We start from the raw sequence: 20656 nt of genomic DNA, 5'->3' as shown, positions 1-20656 counted from the left end.
AAGCAACGGATGCTACGACGCGCACTATGGTGCGACACACTATAGTGCACATTCCGCATTGACAGCCGTGCTGCGGGCTGTTGAAACAACAAGCGAATTCATCGTTTCCTGGATAAGGAATAGCCATGGCGAGCCGGCCGTTTCGCGACCTCACACACGACACTTCCGCGCATATCTCAGGTGAGCAGAAGCAACCTGGCGTGGACGCAAATCGTGTCCTGGAGTTCGTCTGCATCCGATGCGGCGCTTCCGCCCCTGCGGACGTCACTATCGACTCCAGGGGATGCGCGCGCTGCCAAGGCACCGCGCCGGCGAACCTTCGGCCGGTCTACGCGGTCCCGCAGCCCGACCCCCTGGCCGGCGCTAAAGGTTCGTCCTCGCTATGGCGTTTTGCGCATATGCTGCCTTGCGGAGCCGAGGAGGCCGTGAGCCTTGGCGAGGGCCTGACGCCGTTGCTCGCCGCCCCTCGGATCGGGGCGTTTCTCGGGGTGCCGGACCTGGCAATCAAGGACGAAGGCCGAAACCCGACCTGGTCGCACAAGGACCGCTTCTCGACGATCGCGGTCAGCGTGGCGCGCGCACGTGGCGCGAAAATCGTCGCGACTGCCTCATCGGGAAACGCCGGCGCTTCGCTGGCCGCCTACGCCGCCCGAGCGGGGTTGAAATGCGTCGTCACCACTTTCGCGGGGTCGGCCGGCGCGATGCTGGCGCAGATCCGAAAATATGGCGCGACGGTCCTGCCCTTGGTCAGCAAAATGGACCGATGGTCACTGCTTGAACAGGCTGCGGCCCGCTACGACTGGTTCATCGCCTCGCCCTATCACGGTCCGGTCGTCGGCAGCCATCCGCTCGGCATCGAGGGCTACAAGACGATTGCCTATGAGATCGTCGAGCAATCGGATGGCACGGCACCAGACTGGTGCGTCCTGCCGGTCTGCTACGGCGATGCCCTGTCTGGCGTATGGGCCGGCTTTTGCGAGCTGTTCGCGCAAGGATCGATCACGCGTATGCCTCGTCTCGTCGCAGCCGAGGTGCATGGTTCGCTGTCGGACGCTCTGGCCAGCGGCGCCGATGCGTTGAGTGAACGCAAAATGCTTTTCGACAGCCTTGCCGTATCGATCGGGACGCCGCGAAGCACCTTTCAGGCGCTGAAGGCGCTGCGCGAATCCGGCGGGCACGCCGTCCCCGTCAGCAATCACGGCCTGATCGCGATGCAGGAACGCCTTGCGCGGGACGAAGGGATCTTTGCCGAACTGGCGTCGGTCACTCCGTTGATAGCGATAGCGACATTGAAGGACCAAGGTGTCATCGCAGCGACGGACCGCGTCGTGGCCGTCGTGACAGCCAGCGGTCTCAAGGACCTCGATCGGTCCGCCGGATCGAACGAGCACGATCGGATCTTCCGTACGACGGACGACGCCTGGCGCTGGCTCGACGACAGCGGGCTGGATCTGGCTTCATAGATTTTCCGCCGCGCCAATAGCCGGCGGAACTTCGCTTGCCGCCTGCGTTTTCAGCACATCATCGAGACTACGGCGCAGCCAAAGAAAGCGCGTCCACTGCGTCTCCGCCGCCGGTGCAATGGTGGTCAGCGTCCTCGGCTCGGACAGTTCCTTGCAGGGCCAGCCAGGCAGGGCCGTGAGCCAATCATCATTGTAGACAGTCTCGGCATGGCGATGGCCTTCGTCAGGCATGATGACCGCCACTTGCGCATCCGGAAGGGTCGTTGCAACCCATTGCGCGACCAGGGCGGCGGCGCCGCTGGTTGGCCCCATGAAGATGCCGTGCTCGCGTAGCAAACGATGCGCGCTCATGTAAGCCGGGTAGGCGCCGACCCAATGGATCTCGTCGACAAGCTCATGCCTGACATTCTTAGGAAGTACGCTGTTGCCCAAGCCCCGCAGCATGCGTTTGCCGACGGGCTGTCCGAACAGGACGCTGCGATGGGTATCGACGGCGAACACCGTCAGATGCGGAAAGACCGTTCGCAAAAAGGACGCGGTGCCGCATAGCGAGCCGCCGGTACCGACGCAGCCGACCAGGCAGTCAATCCTGCCAACTGTCCGGATGAAAAGTTCGGCGAGCCGCGCATAGGCGAGCCAGTTGCCCGGACTGTCGTATTGGCGGGTCCAGAAGCCGTCCGGCTCCTTGGCCAGGATTTTCTGGAGACGCTCCAGTCGGCCAGGCTGATTGCCGTCGCCACGCGGATCGTCAAGGGCGATGACCGTGGCGCCGATGCGCTGCAGGCGGGCTTTGTATCTGGCATCGATCAGCGTTGAAGCGGTGACGAGCGTAAGGCGATAGTCACGCGCCGCCGCCAGGAGCGCGACCGCCATGCCGAACGTGCCCGACGTCGTCTCGACAATATGGGAGCCTGCCTTCAGCTCGCCATCCGACGCTGCTCGATCCAGAATGTAGCGGGCCGGCATCAGCTTCATCAGCGGAAAAGCCGCCGCCACGAGATTCGGTCCCAGGCGCGCAATGCGCGGGGTCTCAAGGTCCCTGAAATAGTCCGCGTCGATGGTCACCACGTCCATCCCTCCGCATTGACCAGATGGACTTCGACATCCTTGAAGCCGGCACGTCTTATTTGCTGCGCAACCAGGGCCGCCCGCCGTTTCAGGTTTGGCGTGAAAAGATCGAAGATCAGCCCAAACAACGAGCCGCTGTGGGCGACCTGCACGCCGCAAGCCCCTGCTCGCCTGGCGATTTCGCCGACCTCGTCAAAACCCTGCTTTGGTAAATGCCGTTGACTGATCATGGCACTCGCCGAGGCAGCGCGTCCGAGAAGATAGGAATCCTGAAGGCGAACGGCCCGTGCCACCAGTGCCCGAAGCACGCCGAATTCCTGGATCTCGGCGCTGTCGTAGCGTGCGGGCGCAAGTTGCAATGTGTCGACCGGAGCGCCGCCATTTGCCTTGAACCCGACCAGGAGTAGCGGCGGCAGGGAGCCTGCGAAATTCTCGATCACCCTGCCCTCGCGTTGCGCGAACAGCACCGCATGATCGTCGAAGGCGATCGCATCGCTGGCGCGCTCGGCGGCAACGGCAAGTCGCCCGATGCTGGCGGGCCGCAGCTCGACGTTGAGGGTCGCGGCGACCGCGCGAATGGAAGCAACGACGTCGGCCGTCGACGACCCGTAGCCGTGTCCGACGGGGATGGCGCTGTGCAGCGTCAGTTCGCCACCGCCGGTGACATTCAAGAAATCAAGCGTGAGCCGCGCGGCCGCCGACGCCTTGACCTTGTGATCGGGCTGAACGACGACGGCGTCGCCGTTGCTCCTGGCAAAGTGCGCCTCAGATTTCAACGCGGCAATCGGCAGCGTTACAAGCCCGCGGTGGAGGCGCCCGCCAGCGTCCTTGAAGACGCCCTGAATGAGTTCGCCGTGATGCGCGATCGCCGTGGCCTTTCCCACCGACGACCTTGGCGCTTCACGACTGACGAAATCTCCGCTCGACGCCATTTTATTACCCGCCACGCTTTCCTCGCCGGGCGGGAAGATGACGCGGACGATTGACGGCCGCCCTGAAGGAATTCAGGTATTGACGGCTTGTTGTCGAACGAGCCGACCGGTGGGCAGTCCCGCCTGGCCATCAGGCGACGGCGCCAAGGTGCTTGAGCGGCCGGCCGGCCGACACCGATTGCACCGCGGCCATGATACCCTGCGCATCGATCCCGTAATGACGGTAGAGATCCGCGACCGTGCCGGTCTGGCCGAAATGCTCGACGCCGAGGGCGCGCGTGCGATGACCATGGACCGAACCCAGCCAGGCGAGCGTCGCGGGATGCCCGTCCAGCACCGTGACGATGGCGCATGAGGTGGGCAGACCAGCCAACAGGCGCTCGACATGGCTGGTGGCGCGTGGATCGCCATACTGGCGCGCCCGCGCGGCCGCGGACCAGCCGGCATGCAGCCGATCGGCCGAGGTCACGGCCAGAAGCCCGACATCGCGCCGGTCACCCGCCATCAACCCCAAGGACTGCACCGCCTCCGGCGCGACAGCTCCCGAATAGGCGATCACCACCGCGGCATTCGGCCCGGGCTTGCGCAACCAATAGGCGCCATCGACGATGTCGCGCGCCAGCGGATCCTGGATCTGGCGCGCCGGCTGCTCGATCGGCCGCGTCGAGAGCCTGAGGTAGACCGAACCTCCAGTCTGATCGCGCAACCAGCTGTTGTCGTCGGGCTCGGCCTCACCGGTGCGCTGGATGTAGTCGAATGCCCAGCGCAGGATGATTGCCAGCTCGTCGACATAGGCCGGTTCAAATGCCGCCAGTCCGTCCTGCGCCATGCCGATCAGCGGCGTGGCGATCGATTGATGCGCTCCGCCCTCGGGCGCCAGCGTCACGCCTGAGGGCGTGGCCGCCAGGATGAAGCGCGCGTCCTGATAGCAGGCATAGTTGAGCGCATCGAGACCACGCTCGATGAAAGGGTCGTAGAGCGTCCCGACCGGAAGCAGCCGCTCCCCGTGAATGGAGTGCGACAGCCCCAGCGCCGACAGCATCGTGAAGAGGTTCATCTCCGAGATACCCAATTCGAAATGCTGTCCGGACGGCGCAAACGTCCAGTTGAATGTGGAGGGAATGCGTTCTTCACGAAAGACGTCCGCCTGGTCGCCGCGCGCGAACAGGCCCCGCCTGTTTACCCAGGCGCCGAGATTGGTCGAGACAGTCACGTCCGGAGACGTGGTGACGACACGCTTGGCAAAATCACTGTCTGACTTGGCGATTTCATGCATCAAAAGGCCTAAACCCTGTTGTGTCGACATGGCTGCCTGCGTGTTGCAGGCAATCCGCGCTGGCACCGGAACGGCAGGGGCTTTGTGGCGACGCGGGGCTGCCGCGGCGAAAGGCGACGATGTGAGGTAGTCGCGGATCGCGGCCTCATCATATGCGAGGCCCTCGAACATGTCCCATTCACGCCCCTCGCGGACACCCATGGCCTGGCGCAGCGCCTCGACCTGCGCCGGCGTCATCAATCCGGCGTGATTGTCTTTGTGGCCGGCGAGCGGCAAACCGAAGCCCTTGATCGTATAGGCGATGAAACAGGTCGGGCGATCATGACCGCGCGCTTCTTCGAACGCATCGACGATGGTCGCCAGATCGTGACCGCCGAGGTTTGCCATCAAGGCGGCGAGATCTTCGTCGCTGCGCTTCTCGATCAGGCGGGTGACCGGTCCCTGGTCACCGAGGTCGTCCAGAAGCCGCCGGCGCCACGCAGCGCCGCCCTGGAAGGTCAGGGCTGAATAGAGCTGATTGGGGCATGCATCGATCCAGGCCCGCAGTATTTCGCCGCCTTCCTCCTGGAAGGCCGCCTGTTGCAATGTGCCATGCTTCAGGATGACCACGTCCCAGCCGAAGTTGCGAAAGATGGACTCGAAGCGCTGCCACAGGCCTTCGCGCACCACCGCATCGAGGCTCTGCCTGTTGTAGTCGACGACCCACCATGTGTTGCGCAGGCCGTGCTTCCAGCCTTCGAGAAGCGCCTCGAAGATATTGCCTTCGTCCATCTCGGCGTCGCCGAGAAGGGCGACCATCCGACCCTCCGGCCGATCCGCGTTCCAGCCTTTCGCCCTGACATAGTCCTGGACCAGGGAGGAGAACAGGGTCTGCGCCACGCCCAGTCCCACCGACCCGGTCGAGAAATCGACATCGTCGATATCCTTGGTCCGGGAGGGATAGGACTGCGCGCCGCGATAGCCGCGAAAATTCTGCAGCTGCTCGAGCGTCTGCCTGCCGAACAGATACTGGATGGCATGAAAGACCGGGCTGGCATGCGGCTTGACGGCAACGCGGTCTTCAGGCCTCAGGATCTGGAAGTAGAGCGCCGTCATCAAGGTCGAGGCGGAGGCCGACGAGGCCTGGTGCCCGCCGATCTTGAGGCCGTCCTCCGACCCGCGAACATGATTGGCATGGTGGATCATCCAGACAGCCAGCCACAGAACCTTGCGCTCAAGCTCGGAAAGGATCTTCATCGTCAGCTCCCGTGAAATCGCGTCTCGACGATAGCGGCATCGGCTTCCCGAAAGTGACTATTCTTGCGCAAACGGATCGATGATATTGGCTGATCCAGCCAACAGTTCCTTCCAGAGGAGTGAAATGTGCCAAGTCCGGCGCTTGATGCCATCGACCTGAAGATCATTGCGGCGCTGCAGAAGAACGCCAAGGCGACGACGAACGACCTCGCTGAAGCCGTCGGTCTTTCGCCTTCACCTTGCGCCCGGCGCGTGAGGCTCCTGGAGAGCGCCGGCGTCATCAAAGGTTACACCGTGGTCCTCGACCAGAAGAAGCTCGGCTTGCCGATCAGCGCCTTCGCGTCGATCAAGCTTGAAAGGCAACGCGAGGACGATCTCGACCGCTTCTCCCAGGCGGTGCTGCGCTGGCCGGAAGTTGTCGACTGCTATCTGATGACAGGCCAGCGGGATTACCTGATGCGCATCGTGGTGCGCGACCTCGAGGCCTATGAGCGGTTCATCAAGGACAAGCTGACGCGGCTGGACAACATCGCTTCGATCGAAAGCAGCTTCGCGCTCGGCCAGGTCAAGCGCTCGGAAGTCTTGCCGGTCTGACCGACCGGGTATTGCACGACGGCCATCGCGAAAGGCGCCCGAAGCAGGATTTTCGGGAAGCCCGTCGACCCAATCGCAATTTCCGTACGGTGTGTCTCCTTGTGCCGCAAGTCGCGAAACATCGAAATCGCACGCGCAATATTTTGTCTATATTTTGTACATCTATATTGACGACCTGCCGTCTTCAAACGTAACGTTGAGCGGCTCAGGTGGAACGCCTGCGCGCAACTCAATCTCACGGGAGGACCGCACGGATGAAATTTCGAGCCCGATCGACCGCCATTGGCCTGGCCTGCATCGCTTATGCCGCGCTTGTTGGATCCGTTCTGCCGGCCGCGGCGGAGACGACAAAGGAACGCGTCTTGAAGGAAGGGCGGATCGTCATCGGCATCCATAACCGCTCGCCATGGGGCTACAAGAAGGAGGGAACCGGCGAGTTGCTCGGGTGGCATCCGGATCTGCTGAGAGCTGCCTTCGCAGATCTCGGCGTCAAGCAGGTCGACTTCGAGGTCACCGAGTTCGGCGCCCTGATCCCGGGCCTGATGGCCGGGCGTTTCGATGCCGTCGCATCCGGCCTGTCCATAACCCCGGAGCGATGCCAGCAGGTCGCCTTCGGCGCTCCCGACCTGAGATCGGACGACGCGGCGATCGTGCTTGCCGGCAACCCCAAGGCGATCCACAGCTATGCGGATCTTGCCAGGAAATCCGACACGATCATGGGCGGCGGCCGCGGCAGCAATGTCATCAAGAACGCCATCACGGAGGGCGTGCCGGAGGACCGCATCCTGCAGTTTCCCGACATCGAGACCAACATCGCGGCGCTGCGCGCCGGGCGCATCGATGCCGCGGTCTTTTCTTCCCCGACGGTGATCGGGCTGCTGGCCGGCAACAAGAGCCCCGATCTGGAGCGCGCCAGCCCGTTCACGACGGACGAGAAGTCGATCAGCTACATCGCCATCGCGTTCAGGAAGGACGATGGCGACCTGCGCGACCTCTACAATCACGGTCTGGCGAAGGTGATGTCGAACGGCACGATCGCCACCATCATGGCGAGATACGGATTTGGCCCCACGGAAAACGTGCCGCCAGGATTGACGACGTCGCAGTTGTGCGGAGCCGCCAACTGACCAGCATAAACAAAAGAAGCTGGCTGCGTCGGCAGAGAGGGCGTGGCGCGAGCTCGGACGGGGGCCCTGTCCGGCGACATGCCCCTGGGATCACTGTCGTTCCGCATCGCTGTGCGGCGCGACGTCTTCGGGGATTTCCTGCCGCAAGGCTGGTCCCTTGGCCAGGCGCCTGCCTAGCGCGGCGACGAAAGCCTCGTAGCGCTCGCTTGCCTTGGCGCGCGCCGCCTGGGCCATCGGTTCCGGCAAGGCAGGCGTGGTCGCGAGCCAGAAGCGGATGAACACCGCCAGCGTTTCGATCGAGATGCCGACATCGCGCTCGAGCCGCGCGATCCGGCGGTCGATCCGGTCGAGACGCCTGGAGATGGCCGCCTCTCTTTGCGCGTCGGCGTCTGGAGACAGAAAGGAGGCGATCGCCGCTTCAGCGATGAGCGACTGCGAGCGATCGCGCCGGGCGGCATAGTCAAGCAGCGCCGCCATCACCGCGGGATCGAGATAGACGGAGATCTGCACCTTTTTCTTGGCTGTCTTCACGACCGTCACAGCTCCATGCCGTCGTCCGGATCGAGGGCGACTTGTCTCGCTATGCCCCGCAGGAGGCCAGCCATCCGGCTGCTGCTCGCCGCGAGATCATCGGCCTCGTCGGGCGCGTCGATCTCGAATTCATTGACGAGCGGCGGCTCCGCCTCGGCCGGCGGATCGAGTTCGGGCTGTCGCCGCAACCCGGAGTCGGTCGATTCCTGCTGGGTGTTCGACACGGCGGTCGCGGCTGCCCTCCCCAGTGGCGGGGGCGGCAACGGAAGTTGCGTCCAATCGTCGGGCTTCGGCTCGGCTCGCGCCTTGGGCGCGGGAGGCGGCAGAATGCGCTCTCGAAAGCGCGGGTCTTCAAAATAACGCGCCTTCTTCGCCCGGATCGGCGGCGTGCCCGCCAGCATGACGATCTCGTCGCCAGCCGCCAATTGCATGATTTCGCCGGGCGTCAGCAATGGCCGCGCCGTTTCCGAGCGTGAAACCATGAGATGACCGAGCCATGGCGAGAGCCGGTGACCGGCATAATTCTTCATCGCCTTAAGCTCGGTTGCCGTGCCAAGGGCGTCGGAGACACGTCTGGCGGTGCGCTCGTCATTGGTCGCGAAGCTGACGCGCACATGGCAGTTGTCCAGAATGGAATTGTTCGGTCCGTATGCCTTCTCGATCTGATTGAGAGACTGCGCGATCAGGAAGCTCTTGAGTCCATAGCCGGCCATGAAGGCGAGCGCGGATTCGAAGAAGTCGAGCCGTCCGAGCGCAGGAAACTCGTCCAGCATCAGAAGCAGTCGATGGCGATCAGCCCTCGCCTGCAAATCCTCCGTCAGACGGCGGCCGATCTGGTTGAGGATGAGGCGGATCAGCGGCTTGGTGCGACTGATGTCGGAGGGCGGAACGACGAGAAAGAGCGTCGCCGGACGAGGGTCGTCGACCAGGTCGGAGATGCGCCAGCCGCGGGCGCGGGTTACCTCGGCCACGACCGGATCGCGGTAGAGCCCAAGGAAGGACATCGCGGTCGAGAGCACGCCGGAGCGTTCGTTGTCTGACTTGTTCAGCAGTTCCCGCGCGGCGCTGGCGATGACGGGATGAGGCCCGCCCTGCCCCAGATGCGCTGTCGTCATCATGGCTGCCAAGGTCGATTCGAACGGGCGCTTTGGATCGGACAGGAATGCCGCGACGCCGGCCAGGGTCTTGTCCGGTTCTGCATAGAGCACATGCAGGATCGCGCCGACCAGAAGGGCGTGGCTCGTCTTTTCCCAATGATTGCGCCGCTCGAGCGAGCCTTCCGGGTCGACAAGAATGTCGGCGATGTTTTGCACGTCGCGGACTTCCCGTTCACCGCGGCGAACCTCGAGCAGAGGGTTGTAAGCGTCCGATCTTGAATTGGTCGGATCAAACAGCAGCACCCGGCCGTGGCGGGCGCGGAAGCCGGCGGTGAGCCGCCAGTTCTCGCCCTTGATGTCGTGGACGATGGCCGAGCCAGGCCAGGTGAGCAGCGACGGCACGACAAGACCAACACCTTTTCCCGAACGCGTCGGGGCAAAGCAAAGCACATGCTCGGGTCCATCGTGGCGCAGGTAGTGAGTCCCGTACCGCCCCAGCACGACGCCGTCCGAGGCGAGCAGACCCGCCGCCTGCACCTCGCGCCCTTCAGCCCAGCGGGCGGAGCCGTAGGTCTCGACCTTCGTCGCCTCGCGGGCACGCCAGAGCGACATGCCGATCGCCACGGCGATCGCCATGAAGCCGCCCGAGGCGGCAATGAGGCCGCCGCGCGCAAAGACGCCAGGCGCATAAGCATCGTAGAAATACCACCACCAGAAGATGGTGGGCGGGTAATAGATCGGCATGCCGCCGATGACGAACCACGGCGCCCCCAGCCGCTCCTGATAGCCCAGTTGCCACGCTGACCACTGCGTCGCCCCCCAGATCGTGAGGAGCACGACCAGGAAGACGACGAGAATCTGACCCCAAAGGACTTTCGTTCCCGACATTGGTCTCTCCTCGTGCCGAGAGGTCGGCAAGATTGATGCGAGATTCAACAGCCGGCTTGCTCCAATCGCGTCGTGTCGCGCTGTCGGCAAGGAAGACAGGGGATCGGCAATCCAATAGCGCGGGGCACGAGTGAGAGCGCCGTCACAAGCCGGGCAATGCTGAGGCCCTGGATTCAGAATCTGGTTAGCAGGCATCATACGCGATCGCGTATATATGGCTTTCATACGCATTTGCGTATACTAGATATTTATACGCATTCGGGTATATTGACAATAAATACGCGATCGCGTATATGAACTCTGGAGGCTACCATGACCGACCAGATCGCTCGTAACGAAAAGCAACTCGGCGCCATCCTGCGTCGCGCCCGCAGGCAGGCCAACCTCACGCAAGAGACTCTTGGCAGCCAGATCCACCTGCGTCAGGCCACCGTGTCTCGCCTTGAAGCCGGCGAACCGGCAGTGCAGCTCAGTACGTTGATGGCCGCACTCGCGGCCCTCGACCTTGAGCTCGTCGTTCGCCCGCGCAGCAAAAGCAGCGCCACCGAGATCGCGGACCTGTTCTGATGGCGCGGCGACCGGCTCACGCGCCGCTCAATGTCTTTGTGAACGGCAGGCTGGTGGGCGTGCTGCGCCAGCAATCCACCGGCGCCGTGGACTTTCAATATGCCCGAGAATGGCTGGACTGGCACGGCACCTTCCCTGTCTCGCTTTCGCTCCCCTTGCGGGAGGACCGCTATATCGGCGCGCCTGTGGTCAATGTCTTCGACAACCTGCTTCCCGACAATGACGCCATCCGAAAGCGTGTCGCCGAACGCGTCGGCGCCGATGGCACCGACGCCTACAGCATGCTTGCCGCCCTCGGCCATGACTGCGTCGGCGCTTTGCAATTCCTGCCTGATGGCGTCGATCCCGGCACTCCTGGCAGCAGCGAAGGCAAGCCGGTCAGCAGAAAGGATATTGCCGGGATAATCGCGAACCTCGCTTTCGCTCCACTTGGCCTCGGCGAGGATGAGGATTTCCGCATTTCGATCGCCGGCGCCCAGGAAAAGACGGCGCTGCTGCGCAAGGACGGACGCTGGTACAAGCCGGTCGGCACGGCGGCGACCACCCACATCCTGAAACCGCAGATCGGCAGGTTGCCGAATGGCATCGATCTCTCCAACAGCGTTGAGAACGAATATCTGTGCCTCAAGCTGATCGACGCGTTCGGCGTTCCCGCCGCCAGGACCGAGATCGCCGACTTCGGGGAGCGCCGTACGCTGATCGTCGAGCGGTTCGACCGGTTGTGGGCCAGGGACGGCCGCCTCATCCGCCTCCCCCAGGAGGATATGTGTCAAGCACTGTCGGTCCCGCCAACACGCAAGTACCAGTCAGAGGGCGGTCCCGGCATGCCGTCGATTATCGAGCTCCTCAAGGGCAGTGACAGACCCGAAGACGACATAGCGCTGTTTTTGCGCGCTTGCATAATGTTCTGGCTCATTGGCGCGACCGACGGCCACGCCAAGAACTTCAGTATTTTCCTCGGGCCCGGCGGGCGGTTTCGGATGACGCCCCTCTATGACGTGCTGACCGCGCAGCCCAGCCTCGATGCCGGACAGATCCCTCGCAAGAAATTCAGGTTGGCGATGTCTGCGGGCAAGAGCCGGCACTATTCCGTACATGACATTATGCCCCGCCACTTCATCCAGACCGCCGACCTTGCCGGCGTGGGGACCTCCCTGATGCGCAGGATTTTCGAAGACATCTCCGCGAATGCCGAGACGCGGACCGAGGTTGTGATTTCTTCGTTGCCGCGTCACTTTCCCGCGCAGCTCGTCGAGTCGGTCAGATCGGCGATAATCAGGCGCGCGACACTCCTGGTCGAGACACGCTGATAAAGCACAAAGGGCGGCCGGACAGGAATTCAGGATTAGCCGACCGCACATCCCATATCCGCATCATCTGCGCGGCCAAGACTGCCTCTTCTCGGTACCGACCGGATCGCTATGTTTCGGAATATCTTGCCGCAGCTTCGGTCCTTTCGCCGGGCGCCACCACGTTCAGAACGATCGTGAGAATCGGCTCCCACAGGATTCTCGTGGCGGACGCGGCAGTATCCGTTCCTTCAGCTGCTAGAGACCTAGACCGCGCTTGCGGCCAAAGCTCCAATCGACACCGCCGTCGCCGCGAGTGCTGCCGCTGACATGCTGGCCGAGATGCCTTTCCAACGAAGGCGTCCAGGGTACGAGCTGGAAGCCGAGGCCGTCATCGATCATCGCGAAACGGCCAGATGCAAGGGCAAAGCGCTGCCTGTAGGTGCCGGACACGAATTCGCCCTTACCGGCACGGTTGAGTGGCTGGCCGGTTTCAGCTGCGAGCCTGCTTCCCAGCGCGCCGAGTTCGCGTTGTCGCAGCGTACCGATCAGGTTGCCGGCAAAGACGGTCCCGCTGGGCTGTCGCTCCGCCAGCCCCAGTCCGACCAGGTGCTCGGCGCGCCGCTCAAGGGCCTGGCGCACCTCGGCCCCGAAGCCGCCATCCGAAAGTGCCGCCGCGGGACGGGCGAGCGCCTGGCGATCAAGCCAGGTTGCCCCTTCCGCAACGACCTGTCGGTGAATGTCGAGATCGGACCGCACGGCAAGTGCCAGCCGCCGGCGTCCCTGGGCGTCCTCGAATTTGCGCAGTTCGACAATCGAGCCCGGCGCGCCGTCGCCCGCCGCCTCGAGATCGGCGAGCCGGACGTGGTGGCAACGCCCGTCGATGCCATCGATGACGGCATAGGCGGTGCCCTTGAGTTCGTCATCCAGTCCGCGCTCGATCAGGCGGCCGATAACCGGCTGTTCCACGTTCTCCGCGGCCAGCACATAGCTGGCGCTCGTGCGTTCGATATCGCGGACCGAGAATGCGCGATGCATCCGTTTGATGATATCCCCGCGCTCGCCCATCTCGCGCAGCGTTGCCTCGGCTCTGTCGCTGACAATCCATTGGCCAGGACCGAGTTGCTCGGCAAGGCCGAGCGTTTCCAGTCTGCGCAGCCGCCCCACTTTGAGCACGATGAATTCATCAGGCTGGCGATCGGCATGCGGCGCGAGATCGATGACACCGTTGTCGCGCGCGTCCCGGAGCAACTGGCGGTCGAGCCCGGTCCATCGCTCAGCCTCGACCTGACGCTCGACGTGCCGGCGGATTTCGAGATCGGAGCGTGGGCCGAGCTCCCGCGTGACGAAGTCGCTGGCGCGATCGCGCATGCCACGGCTGATATAGTCGCGCGAGATCACCAGGTCCTGTCCGTCGTCGGCCCGGCCGCGCAGGATGACGTGGACATGCGGGTTGTCGGTGTTCCAGTGATCGACCGCGATCCAGTCGAGCGTCGTGCCGAGATCCTTCTGCATGCGGTCCATGAGATCACGGGTGAAGGTTCTCAGGTCGGCCATCTCGACGGCGTCCTCGGGCGAGACGATGAAGCGGAAATGATGCCGGTCGTCCTTGCAGCGCGCGACGAAGTCCAGGGGCGACGCCTCATCGACTTGCGGTCCGAACATGCGGGCTTTCGCGTCGTCGCGTGTGACGCCTTCGCGCCGCAGATAGTTGAGGTGGATCGCCAGCGGCGCGGCACGCTTCGAATGTCGAACCACGCGGGTCTTGATCATGACGACGCGGGAGCGGCCGGTAAGCAAACGGTTGGCCTGCACGCTCGCTGCCCTGCCGCGCCCGAACTGCGAGCGCTTGCCTGACCCGATCCCTCCGGCTCGCGACACGCCGCCGCCAGCCTTCTGAGCTGCCGCGAGCACCTGGGCGATGAAGGGCCGCGACGATTGGGATCGTGTCGAGCGTATGCGGCCCGGGCGGATGCGGAACTCGCGCTCATCGGACACGGCACACGCCCACACACTGCCAAAAGGTCAGCGAATCCAGAGCTTTGCGTGTTCGCAGCACATTGTCTACAATCGCTGCAATGTGCGGAAAGCGGCCAAAAGCCAAGCAAAAACAACCAACCGACCGCCGCGCAATGTGCGCGCTTTTATCTTGCCATGCCTCGGTTGTCGCCTTGTGCTCTGCGCGCCTCATAGACTGCGGCATCAGAATAGGCGTCGGCGCGCGACCTGAGGGAGACTTCGTCATCGCTGCGATGTCCGGACGTCGGACCCGGTGAACAGCTGGCGCGGCTGCGAACTGGCCGCGAAAAGCTTGCGACCCAACGGTGACAACGAGGCCTCGACGGAAGGGGCTACGCCGGACGGAAGAGCGGAAGCGGCGATGGACCCGGACGGCATTACGAACAGTGGCGCGGCCGTCCAACTGACGGCCTTGGCATGACTGGCGGTGAGCGCGCCGGATGCATCACCGCCGCTCCAGAAAGGGCGAAGCGTCGCAACATAGGCGCGGGTCTCAGCCGGCAGCGGACGGCCCTTGAGGGAGGCTTCGTAACGCCCTGGCCCCGCATTGTAGGCAGCCAGAAAGCCCGGTGAACCGTATCGATCATACAATTGGCGAAGATAGGCGGTGCCTGCAAGGATGTTGTCGCGCGGATCATAGGGATCGCGGCCGAGTTGGTGGCGAAGGCGCAGCTCAGCCCAGGTTTCGGGCATGATCTGCATCAAGCCCACCGCCCCCTTTCGCGAAACGGCACGCGGGTCGCGGGCGCTTTCGAGGTGCATGATTGCCCGTATCCAGCGTTCGGGAACGCGGAAGCGTTGCGACGCCTCGGCAATAGGCGCGGCATAAGGATCATCCGCGGATCCGGTCGAGGCCGGCGCGGATTGCGCGACGGCCCCCGTCATTGCGTGACAGAAGATCAGCATGCCACCGACAAGGCCAAGTGCTTCTCGCCGACCGGAGAGCCAACCGACGGAGCGGCGTTCGTGCGTAGATTTCGGCACCGATGGTCCGCTCATCATGGACGCTCCGGCCGCGGTTTCGGCCGGATCCAGCGCAGCGACCATGAGCCGTCGTCGGATCGGAAGAGACCGGCACGAAAGCGCCGGCCGAAAAGCGGATCTTCCAATCGGCACGACAGATAGTCGCCAGCCGTCTGTCCGGTTTCCTTCCAGGCCGCGCCGACCTCGGGGCCGCTGCCGTCGCCGATGTGGATGCGAAAATCCGGCGCCTTGCCGTCCGATGTCTTGGTCGGCACGAGCATCAGCTCGGCATCGACGAGCAGCGTTCGAATGCGCCCGGAGTAACCAGATTCAGTTTTGTGAAAGACGCCGATCTCGGCCATGGATTATCTCCTTCTCTTGTTGGCTGGGCTGAATTTCAGTTCGCCGGAGCGAGCCAGGTGTAGCGGCCATCGCCCTTCTCGTCGGTCCAAAGCGGCATCGCGCGGCCGACGATCGAACTCGCCGGGAACGGGCCGAAATAGCGGCCGTCGAGACTGTCCGCGACCGTCCGGTTCATGACGAAGATTTCGGCGGCGGCGATGATGCGGCAGCCCTGCCAGTCAGGCAGGGCGCGCGCCTTGCGGTCACGCTCCAGTGCAGCACCCACCGCGAGCCCGTTCACCGTTATGACGCGACCGAGGCGGCAGACTTGCTGCCCAGGAAGGCCCTCGATGTGTTTCAGCATCGGCACGCGGAGCGGAAGGTAGCCACGTGTGGCGGCGAAGAGAGCGACCGTCTCCGGCGGTTCGATGACAGCGAGCGCGCCAGCCGTTGGAACGGCCATTTTCCTGATCGCATAGAGCCCAAGCGGCGCGCTGGCCGATGCGTTCCACAGCAGCAGCGGCGGCATCTCCACGACAGCCGGAGCGACGGTCGCGACGACGGCCGCAAATGCGGCGGCCATGCAAGCGGCGCGGCTCATGACGTTGCTCGCTTGCGCAACAGGAAGGCCCGGTGCTGCTCGAGCGAATAGGCACGCGGCGTTCCCCCGGCAATGAGGCGGTTGTGGGTCTGACGCCAATAGTCCGGTGCGGCTTCGGCCGGATCGAGGCCGTTCGCCTCGATCGCATCGATCAGTTGGAGTACCCGCTCTACTTTGTCCCAGCCTGCGATCTTGAGCAGGATCTCGCCGCCTGGCCGGATATAAGGCAGCGTCTGATAGGCCTCAGCGGCCAAGACCGCGCGCACGATGTCGATGCGCGAAACGACAGTGCCAAAATCATTCGCCGCCCAGCGCACGAACGCAAAGACACTGCCCGGCGCAAATCCGACGACGCGGCGCCGCTTGTCGATGATCGTCTCATGGGCGGCAAGTCCGAAGCGGATGCGATGCTCGACCCGCTTCTCGGTCCAGATCAGTTCGACCGTCGTGAGGTCGCCACGCGGCGTCGATTGGGTGGACGACATCATGTGTCGTCTCCCGCGCGCCGGACAACACACTGCCGCTTCTGCTGCTCACCGCCAGTCCGCGACCTGCGCGCAAAGATGTTTGATTGAGAGTTAGACTCTAAGTTAGGAGCGCGATTCACCGTTGCCGACCCGTTCCTTAAGGCCGATCGCGGTTCCCGAAAGCACGAGGATGCGGTTCCCGATGGCACGATAGCTCGGGTTCCCGATGGCACGATCCTGTCAACCGGAGCGGGCGTCGGCTCGAAAGCGAGCAACACACGGCCGGTGGCTTCGACCTCCGTGAACAGCAGATATCCCGGCAAAGGCTGGCGGCGCACGATGTCGCGCAGCTCGAAGGCGAAGCGCTTGAGCGGCGAGAGGCTGCCGGACTTCTGATGCAGGTGCCGGATGTCGAAACGCCAGCCAGCGCGCTGGCGCCCGGCATGCTTGCGCACCAGCCGGTAGAGCCACCGATCCAGCCCGCCCGTCAGTCCGAAATAGGCCCGGTCTATTGTCAGGATCAGCGCGTCATTCATGACGGCGCGATAGAACCAATCGGGCAGGATCAGTTCGACGCCGAGCGGGCGACCGTCTCGATCGAAACGCTCCTGCCATTCATTGATCCACGAGAAGCGATGGCGCCGGCCTTCCGCAGGCTGGCGAATGGAGGTGACGACGCTTGTCGACTGCAGGCGATCGAGCGCCGCCTTGAGGCGCAGGTAGTCTCGCTTCGAGACACCGCGGCCGACGAAGGTAAGGATTTCGTACGGCGTGGCAGCCATCAGGCGCGACGTGCGCAATCCGGCATCCCGCGCGTTGACGATCTGGCTTGCGGCCCAGATCAGGATATCGGCATCCCAGATCGTCGCCATGCCGTGGTCTGGTATCGCTTCGACACGGATCGCGACATCGCCGGCGCGAAAGTCGATCGGCGCGATGCGCCTGGATTTGGCGAGGGAAAAGAAGGGATAGGCCATGAGGTCCTGCGCATCGCGTGGCGCGACGACACCGGGCAGCGCGTGGAACAGATCAAGCTGTCCGCGCTCCGACGGTTGGCGTGTGCGTGCAGACAAAGGGGAGAATCCGGGTTTCAGCGCCGCTCACGCCCGGCATAGGCGATCAGGCGGGAAGCTTGCGGCTTGGCGGGCTTCACCGAGCCATGCGGATCGGACGTCGATGTCATCGCGCCGCGCTGGACCCAGGCCTGGAGATCGTCGACAGCGTAGACGACGCGGCCGCCGAGTTTGCGATAGGCGGGCCCGGTGCCGTAGGTGCGGTGTTTTTCCAGCGTACGCGCCGAGAGGCTGAGAAAATGCGCTGCTTCCGAAGTGCGCAGGTAGCGCGGCGGCAATGACGCGGCATCGGCGTTCATGGGGTGTCTCCTTGCGGCCGTCGCGATTGAACGGCGATCGATGGCCAGGATGGAGGAGCAAGGGCGCCGTGATCAGGTGCGCAATTGAGGGGCGCTATTTCGCACTGCTATCGGCCTTCAGGATTTGCGCCGGCGCGCGCAGCAATTGGCGACAGCCGCGATCGACAGTTGTCGCGCCTCCCGCCTCAGGCAAGGCGTCCTATAAGAGATGACCCGGTTAATGCCACCGGCGGGCGAACAACCTGCGCGGTCACCGGAGAAGACGCCTCGCCCGATACCGGGCGAGGCGTTTGCCGCTTCACTCGCCGTTGCGGCGGCTGGGGCGGGACCAGATGAGGCTGTGGCCCTCGCCTTCCTCGTCGGCGAAGAGGTTGGCGTAGATCGGAGCGGTGAAGCTCGGATCGTCCAGCTTGAGCCCGAGATAGTCGCGGCCCTCATTGGAGCGCTTGGACCAGGCGGCACCGATCTCGGCCTTGCCGACCACCACCCGGTGGCTTGGAGCATTCTCGCCGCTGGCCCGGGTATCGGGGACAATGCGCACGCCCTTGGCCTGGACGCTGAGGGTGACGATCTCGCCGGTGAACTCGTTCGCGTTGGTCTTCTTGAAGGTGCCGATGGTAGCCATTTTCAGTCTCCGTTTTCTTCGTTTCTCGAGCCCGCACCATGCGACCTCGATGGCGATCGAAGGGCCGGAGGCTATCGCCGCCGCATCGCTTGCGACCGCAGCGAAGCGGAGGATGGTGCAGGCGCGCGTTTCTTGGTTCCGCGAGGAATGGGCTTCGCCCAGGGGAAGAAACGCGCGACGCGCCATTGCGGCATAGGCGGTCGAGGCTTCAGCCGTCCTTCGGCCAGATCAGCCCGTTCGAGAGGTCGTTGGTGCGCTCCGTGAAATGAGGGCGGGAGGCAATGGCGGCGCCGATGGGCTCAGAGACAAAGCGGATTGGTTCGCCTGGGCGTCAGCCTACAATGGCTTGCCCCATATCAATGCGTCTGCCGATCAGGTGCCAAGCGCATACGACGACACACTGCGAGGGTCCTGTCAGGGGCCCTGTATGGACGGCTCTCAGATGGCAAGGGATTTTTGAGGCTTTTGCAGTCGCTGGTTGGTGCGGCCATGTATCCGACCTGTAGGTGCGGCCTTTCCAGTGCCGCTGGCTACCATGCCATACGCGCGGCTCAGGTCCCGATCGTAAGCTCGCACTCGAAGTGCACGGCCCCAGTGGGTTTTCCTGATCGGGCGGTTTCAACCGGCTTCGTGCATTAGCTCCCGTATGCCCTTTCCGACCCGCGACCATCGCCGATCCGAATGCGTTCAAGTCGGGACGCTGTCTATCGGCCTGGATCTGGCTCGTTCCAAAACAGAATTCGAGCGGAGGCAAGGCGAGGCTTGGCAGCATCTCCAAGGCTGGTAATCGCTACCTGCGACAACTGCTCGTGGTCGGTTCTATGGCGGTGTGCAGTTGATGGCGAGGCGAACGACCAAGGTCGCGGCGGTTGCTCAGCGGCCCGGTTGATTACCAGCGCTGGCCATCAGCACGAAGCCGCGACGAGGCCGGCCACTATCAGGGCGAATGAATCTGAGGCGGGGACTTATGCTTGGAGCAAGGCGCCACCATATTGCGCCCACAAGCGGTCGCAGTCCCACTTCCTCAGGCTCGGCGTTCCTGGCAACCCATACAAAATCATCGCGCCACGAACATCGTAGCCCAGCACCGACGCGTTGGCCACGAACTGGATGGCGCGCCCCAAGCTGATGGGGCCGATCCGAGTTTCGACTTTGCTCGTGAGATCGATCACACCGAAGATTTCCGCGTCTTCGCCGCTGCCAGCCAAGACAGCGGTCGAGATCGCATCGTCCAAGGCGAGAAGCATCGTGGAATACCCCGTAAGGGCACCCCAACGGCGATGCGCGGAAATTGTTCCGCGTTCGTCCAGTCAACGTCACCACGCTTGCGAAAGGCAACCTCACATCATTCACGCCTTCGCGGGCCGAAACTCGGCGCCATCGCCGAGCCAGCTTGCGGTCGATACAGTCTTGTGAATCGCCCTTGCTGTTGCCCGGGGGCTACAGCCCTCCAGCCAGGACTGCATTAGGAATGCGTCGTGCGGGGCTTCCTGGGTTCGGGCGGACCATCCGGGGAAAGGGACGCACAACTAAGTTTGAGGGAAGATAGCCCGTCGGCTTCTGGTCGACGGGTTTTTCTTTCCCTTAAGGTATCGGACTTCAGTCCTGTCAAATTGACTCGTAACCGGCACATTTCACGCATATGATTTTCAGGTCGTCCGTACCGGAAAGAGGCACGCGGACGCTTGGAAGCGGACACCATGCTTTCGCCCCGAATACGAGGCAAGCATGTCGACTTACGGTCTGGCAGATCCCGATCAGCTATCGATTCTGGCGAAGGCCATTTCGGACCATTGCTCCAAATTCGAGATTGTCGACGAGGAAGAACGAGAGCGGATAGCCCTCCGCGTGTTCATCTTGTTCGGTTGCGGCATGACCGATCTTGTGCAGCTCTCCACCGAGCTTGAGCGGGGGTGTAGCGACAATCTATCCGCAGAGGCGCTGCCGCGCGTGAACGTTGCGCCTGAATTTGAAGAAGCTACGAGGACGCATTCTCGGGGGGCTTAAAACTGTCCCTTATTGCTTTTGCCTCTCGCGCCAAGGACGCCCAATCATAGCCGAGTAGCGAGATCAGCTCATGCGCCTGCACCTCGGCAATGTCAGCTTTTGAGAGGTGGTGGGTTCAATAGGTCGCCGCAACACTCTTAATCTGAGAGGATGAGGAGGTGTTGCATGGTGACGTCACGGATCTGGTTTACG

At 63.4% G+C, this 20656-nt stretch carries 20 protein-coding genes and 1 pseudogene; 7 read left to right on the top strand and 14 right to left on the bottom strand.

Annotated features, from left to right (window positions below):
- Positions 1–200: 200 nt before the first annotated feature.
- Positions 201–1463: a threonine synthase gene (locus ACR64R_RS28725; RefSeq protein WP_487362573.1), complete on the top strand. Its 1263-nt coding sequence runs from the start codon at positions 201–203 to the stop codon at positions 1461–1463.
- Here ACR64R_RS28725 and ACR64R_RS28720 read toward each other — a convergent pair.
- The 3 genes from ACR64R_RS28720 to ACR64R_RS28710 all read right to left on the bottom strand — a co-directional run bounded on the left by ACR64R_RS28720 (position 1458) and on the right by ACR64R_RS28710 (position 5975).
- On the bottom strand, positions 1458–2537 hold the full coding sequence (locus tag ACR64R_RS28720; protein ID WP_487359583.1) for a PLP-dependent cysteine synthase family protein: 1080 nt from the start codon (positions 2535–2537) through the stop codon (positions 1458–1460). The genes ACR64R_RS28725 and ACR64R_RS28720 overlap by 6 nt on opposite strands.
- Positions 2525–3463, bottom strand: coding sequence for a GHMP family kinase ATP-binding protein (locus ACR64R_RS28715; RefSeq protein ID WP_487359582.1), 939 nt, complete (start codon positions 3461–3463; stop codon positions 2525–2527). The genes ACR64R_RS28720 and ACR64R_RS28715 overlap by 13 nt, the downstream gene beginning before the upstream one ends.
- Positions 3464–3593: 130 nt before the next feature.
- On the bottom strand, positions 3594–5975 hold the full coding sequence (locus ACR64R_RS28710; protein ID WP_487359581.1) for a transketolase: 2382 nt from the start codon (positions 5973–5975) through the stop codon (positions 3594–3596).
- A 126-nt stretch (positions 5976–6101) separates the two neighbouring features.
- On the opposite strand from ACR64R_RS28710, the gene ACR64R_RS28705 reads away from it, so the two are divergent.
- Both ACR64R_RS28705 and ehuB read left to right on the top strand, forming a co-directional pair.
- Positions 6102–6569, top strand: a complete 468-nt coding sequence (locus tag ACR64R_RS28705) for an Lrp/AsnC family transcriptional regulator (RefSeq protein WP_487359580.1) — start codon at positions 6102–6104, stop codon at positions 6567–6569.
- A gap of 254 nt (positions 6570–6823) precedes the next feature.
- A complete protein-coding gene (gene ehuB, locus ACR64R_RS28700) occupies positions 6824–7696 on the top strand; it encodes an ectoine/hydroxyectoine ABC transporter substrate-binding protein EhuB (protein WP_487359579.1) in 873 nt (290 codons plus the stop codon).
- Positions 7697–7786: 90 nt separating this feature from the next.
- Here the strand turns inward: ehuB and ACR64R_RS28695 are convergent, their stop codons facing one another.
- Both ACR64R_RS28695 and ACR64R_RS28690 read right to left on the bottom strand, forming a co-directional pair.
- On the bottom strand, positions 7787–8227 hold the full coding sequence (locus tag ACR64R_RS28695; protein ID WP_487359578.1) for a CopG family transcriptional regulator: 441 nt from the start codon (positions 8225–8227) through the stop codon (positions 7787–7789).
- Between the two features lie 5 nt (positions 8228–8232).
- Positions 8233–10212 carry a conjugal transfer protein TraG gene (locus ACR64R_RS28690; protein WP_487359577.1) on the bottom strand — a complete coding sequence of 660 codons (1980 nt, stop codon included), beginning with the start codon at positions 10210–10212 and terminating at the stop codon, positions 8233–8235.
- Between the two features lie 312 nt (positions 10213–10524).
- Between ACR64R_RS28690 and ACR64R_RS28685 the strand changes: the two genes are divergently transcribed.
- Together ACR64R_RS28685 and ACR64R_RS28680 are read left to right on the top strand one after the other, a co-directional pair.
- Complete coding sequence (locus tag ACR64R_RS28685; protein WP_487359576.1) at positions 10525–10779, top strand: helix-turn-helix domain-containing protein; 255 nt, start codon at positions 10525–10527, stop codon at positions 10777–10779.
- Complete coding sequence (locus ACR64R_RS28680; protein WP_487359575.1) at positions 10779–12089, top strand: type II toxin-antitoxin system HipA family toxin; 1311 nt, start codon at positions 10779–10781, stop codon at positions 12087–12089. The genes ACR64R_RS28685 and ACR64R_RS28680 overlap by 1 nt, the downstream gene beginning before the upstream one ends.
- 237 nt (positions 12090–12326) lie before the next feature.
- Here the strand turns inward: ACR64R_RS28680 and ACR64R_RS28675 are convergent, their stop codons facing one another.
- From ACR64R_RS28675 to ACR64R_RS28640, 8 genes are all read right to left on the bottom strand, one after another.
- Complete coding sequence (locus tag ACR64R_RS28675) at positions 12327–14066, bottom strand: relaxase/mobilization nuclease domain-containing protein (protein WP_487359574.1); 1740 nt, start codon at positions 14064–14066, stop codon at positions 12327–12329.
- Between the two features lie 243 nt (positions 14067–14309).
- Entirely contained in the window at positions 14310–15086 is a 777-nt protein-coding gene (locus ACR64R_RS28670) for a lytic transglycosylase domain-containing protein (protein ID WP_487362572.1), read from the bottom strand.
- Positions 15086–15412 carry a DUF736 domain-containing protein gene (locus ACR64R_RS28665; RefSeq protein WP_487359573.1) on the bottom strand — a complete coding sequence of 109 codons (327 nt, stop codon included), beginning with the start codon at positions 15410–15412 and terminating at the stop codon, positions 15086–15088. Before ACR64R_RS28665 ends, ACR64R_RS28670 begins: the two co-directional genes overlap by 1 nt.
- A 35-nt stretch (positions 15413–15447) precedes the next feature.
- Complete coding sequence (locus ACR64R_RS28660; RefSeq protein WP_487359572.1) at positions 15448–15993, bottom strand: S26 family signal peptidase; 546 nt, start codon at positions 15991–15993, stop codon at positions 15448–15450.
- A complete protein-coding gene (locus tag ACR64R_RS28655; protein ID WP_487359571.1) occupies positions 15990–16481 on the bottom strand; it encodes a DUF2840 domain-containing protein in 492 nt (163 codons plus the stop codon). The genes ACR64R_RS28660 and ACR64R_RS28655 overlap by 4 nt, the downstream gene beginning before the upstream one ends.
- Complete coding sequence (locus ACR64R_RS28650) at positions 16478–17533, bottom strand: replication initiator protein A (RefSeq protein ID WP_487359570.1); 1056 nt, start codon at positions 17531–17533, stop codon at positions 16478–16480. Before ACR64R_RS28650 ends, ACR64R_RS28655 begins: the two co-directional genes overlap by 4 nt.
- A gap of 17 nt (positions 17534–17550) precedes the next feature.
- Positions 17551–17832 (bottom strand): helix-turn-helix transcriptional regulator, encoded by a 282-nt coding sequence (locus ACR64R_RS28645; protein WP_487359569.1) that lies wholly within the window; start codon positions 17830–17832, stop codon positions 17551–17553.
- Between the two features lie 298 nt (positions 17833–18130).
- Complete coding sequence (locus ACR64R_RS28640) at positions 18131–18457, bottom strand: DUF736 domain-containing protein (protein WP_027047842.1); 327 nt, start codon at positions 18455–18457, stop codon at positions 18131–18133.
- 686 nt (positions 18458–19143) lie between these two features.
- Between ACR64R_RS28640 and ACR64R_RS28635 the strand changes: the two are divergent.
- Positions 19144–19287: pseudogene (locus ACR64R_RS28635) on the top strand (transposase); the annotation flags it as partial.
- 135 nt (positions 19288–19422) lie between these two features.
- Here ACR64R_RS28635 and ACR64R_RS28630 read toward each other — a convergent pair.
- Positions 19423–19704: a hypothetical protein gene (locus tag ACR64R_RS28630; protein WP_487359568.1), complete on the bottom strand. Its 282-nt coding sequence runs from the start codon at positions 19702–19704 to the stop codon at positions 19423–19425.
- A gap of 481 nt (positions 19705–20185) precedes the next feature.
- On the opposite strand from ACR64R_RS28630, the gene ACR64R_RS28625 reads away from it, so the two are divergent.
- Positions 20186–20464: a hypothetical protein gene (locus tag ACR64R_RS28625; RefSeq protein ID WP_487359567.1), complete on the top strand. Its 279-nt coding sequence runs from the start codon at positions 20186–20188 to the stop codon at positions 20462–20464.
- Positions 20465–20656 lie beyond the last annotated feature (192 nt).

It is taken from the genome of Mesorhizobium sp. MC2-1-1, from assembly GCF_057597255.1.
The sequence above is the reverse complement of the archived record's forward strand: the minus strand, read 5'-3'. Positions and strand labels throughout refer to the sequence as shown.

Coding starts and splice junctions, on each gene's coding strand:
- ACR64R_RS28640 (WP_027047842.1), bottom strand. CDS start 18,457: ATGGCTACCATCGGCACCTTCAAGAAGACCAACGCGAACGAGTTCACC.
- ACR64R_RS28710 (WP_487359581.1), bottom strand. CDS start 5,975: ATGAAGATCCTTTCCGAGCTTGAGCGCAAGGTTCTGTGGCTGGCTGTC.
- ACR64R_RS28665 (WP_487359573.1), bottom strand. CDS start 15,412: ATGGCCGAGATCGGCGTCTTTCACAAAACTGAATCTGGTTACTCCGGG.
- ehuB (WP_487359579.1), top strand. CDS start 6,824: ATGAAATTTCGAGCCCGATCGACCGCCATTGGCCTGGCCTGCATCGCT.
- ACR64R_RS28690 (WP_487359577.1), bottom strand. CDS start 10,212: ATGTCGGGAACGAAAGTCCTTTGGGGTCAGATTCTCGTCGTCTTCCTG.
- ACR64R_RS28720 (WP_487359583.1), bottom strand. CDS start 2,537: ATGGACGTGGTGACCATCGACGCGGACTATTTCAGGGACCTTGAGACC.
- ACR64R_RS28655 (WP_487359571.1), bottom strand. CDS start 16,481: ATGATGTCGTCCACCCAATCGACGCCGCGTGGCGACCTCACGACGGTC.
- ACR64R_RS28660 (WP_487359572.1), bottom strand. CDS start 15,993: ATGAGCCGCGCCGCTTGCATGGCCGCCGCATTTGCGGCCGTCGTCGCG.
- ACR64R_RS28625 (WP_487359567.1), top strand. CDS start 20,186: ATGTCGACTTACGGTCTGGCAGATCCCGATCAGCTATCGATTCTGGCG.
- ACR64R_RS28670 (WP_487362572.1), bottom strand. CDS start 15,086: ATGAGCGGACCATCGGTGCCGAAATCTACGCACGAACGCCGCTCCGTC.
- ACR64R_RS28645 (WP_487359569.1), bottom strand. CDS start 17,832: ATGAACGCCGATGCCGCGTCATTGCCGCCGCGCTACCTGCGCACTTCG.
- ACR64R_RS28680 (WP_487359575.1), top strand. CDS start 10,779: ATGGCGCGGCGACCGGCTCACGCGCCGCTCAATGTCTTTGTGAACGGC.
- ACR64R_RS28630 (WP_487359568.1), bottom strand. CDS start 19,704: ATGCTTCTCGCCTTGGACGATGCGATCTCGACCGCTGTCTTGGCTGGC.
- ACR64R_RS28715 (WP_487359582.1), bottom strand. CDS start 3,463: ATGGCGTCGAGCGGAGATTTCGTCAGTCGTGAAGCGCCAAGGTCGTCG.
- ACR64R_RS28685 (WP_487359576.1), top strand. CDS start 10,525: ATGACCGACCAGATCGCTCGTAACGAAAAGCAACTCGGCGCCATCCTG.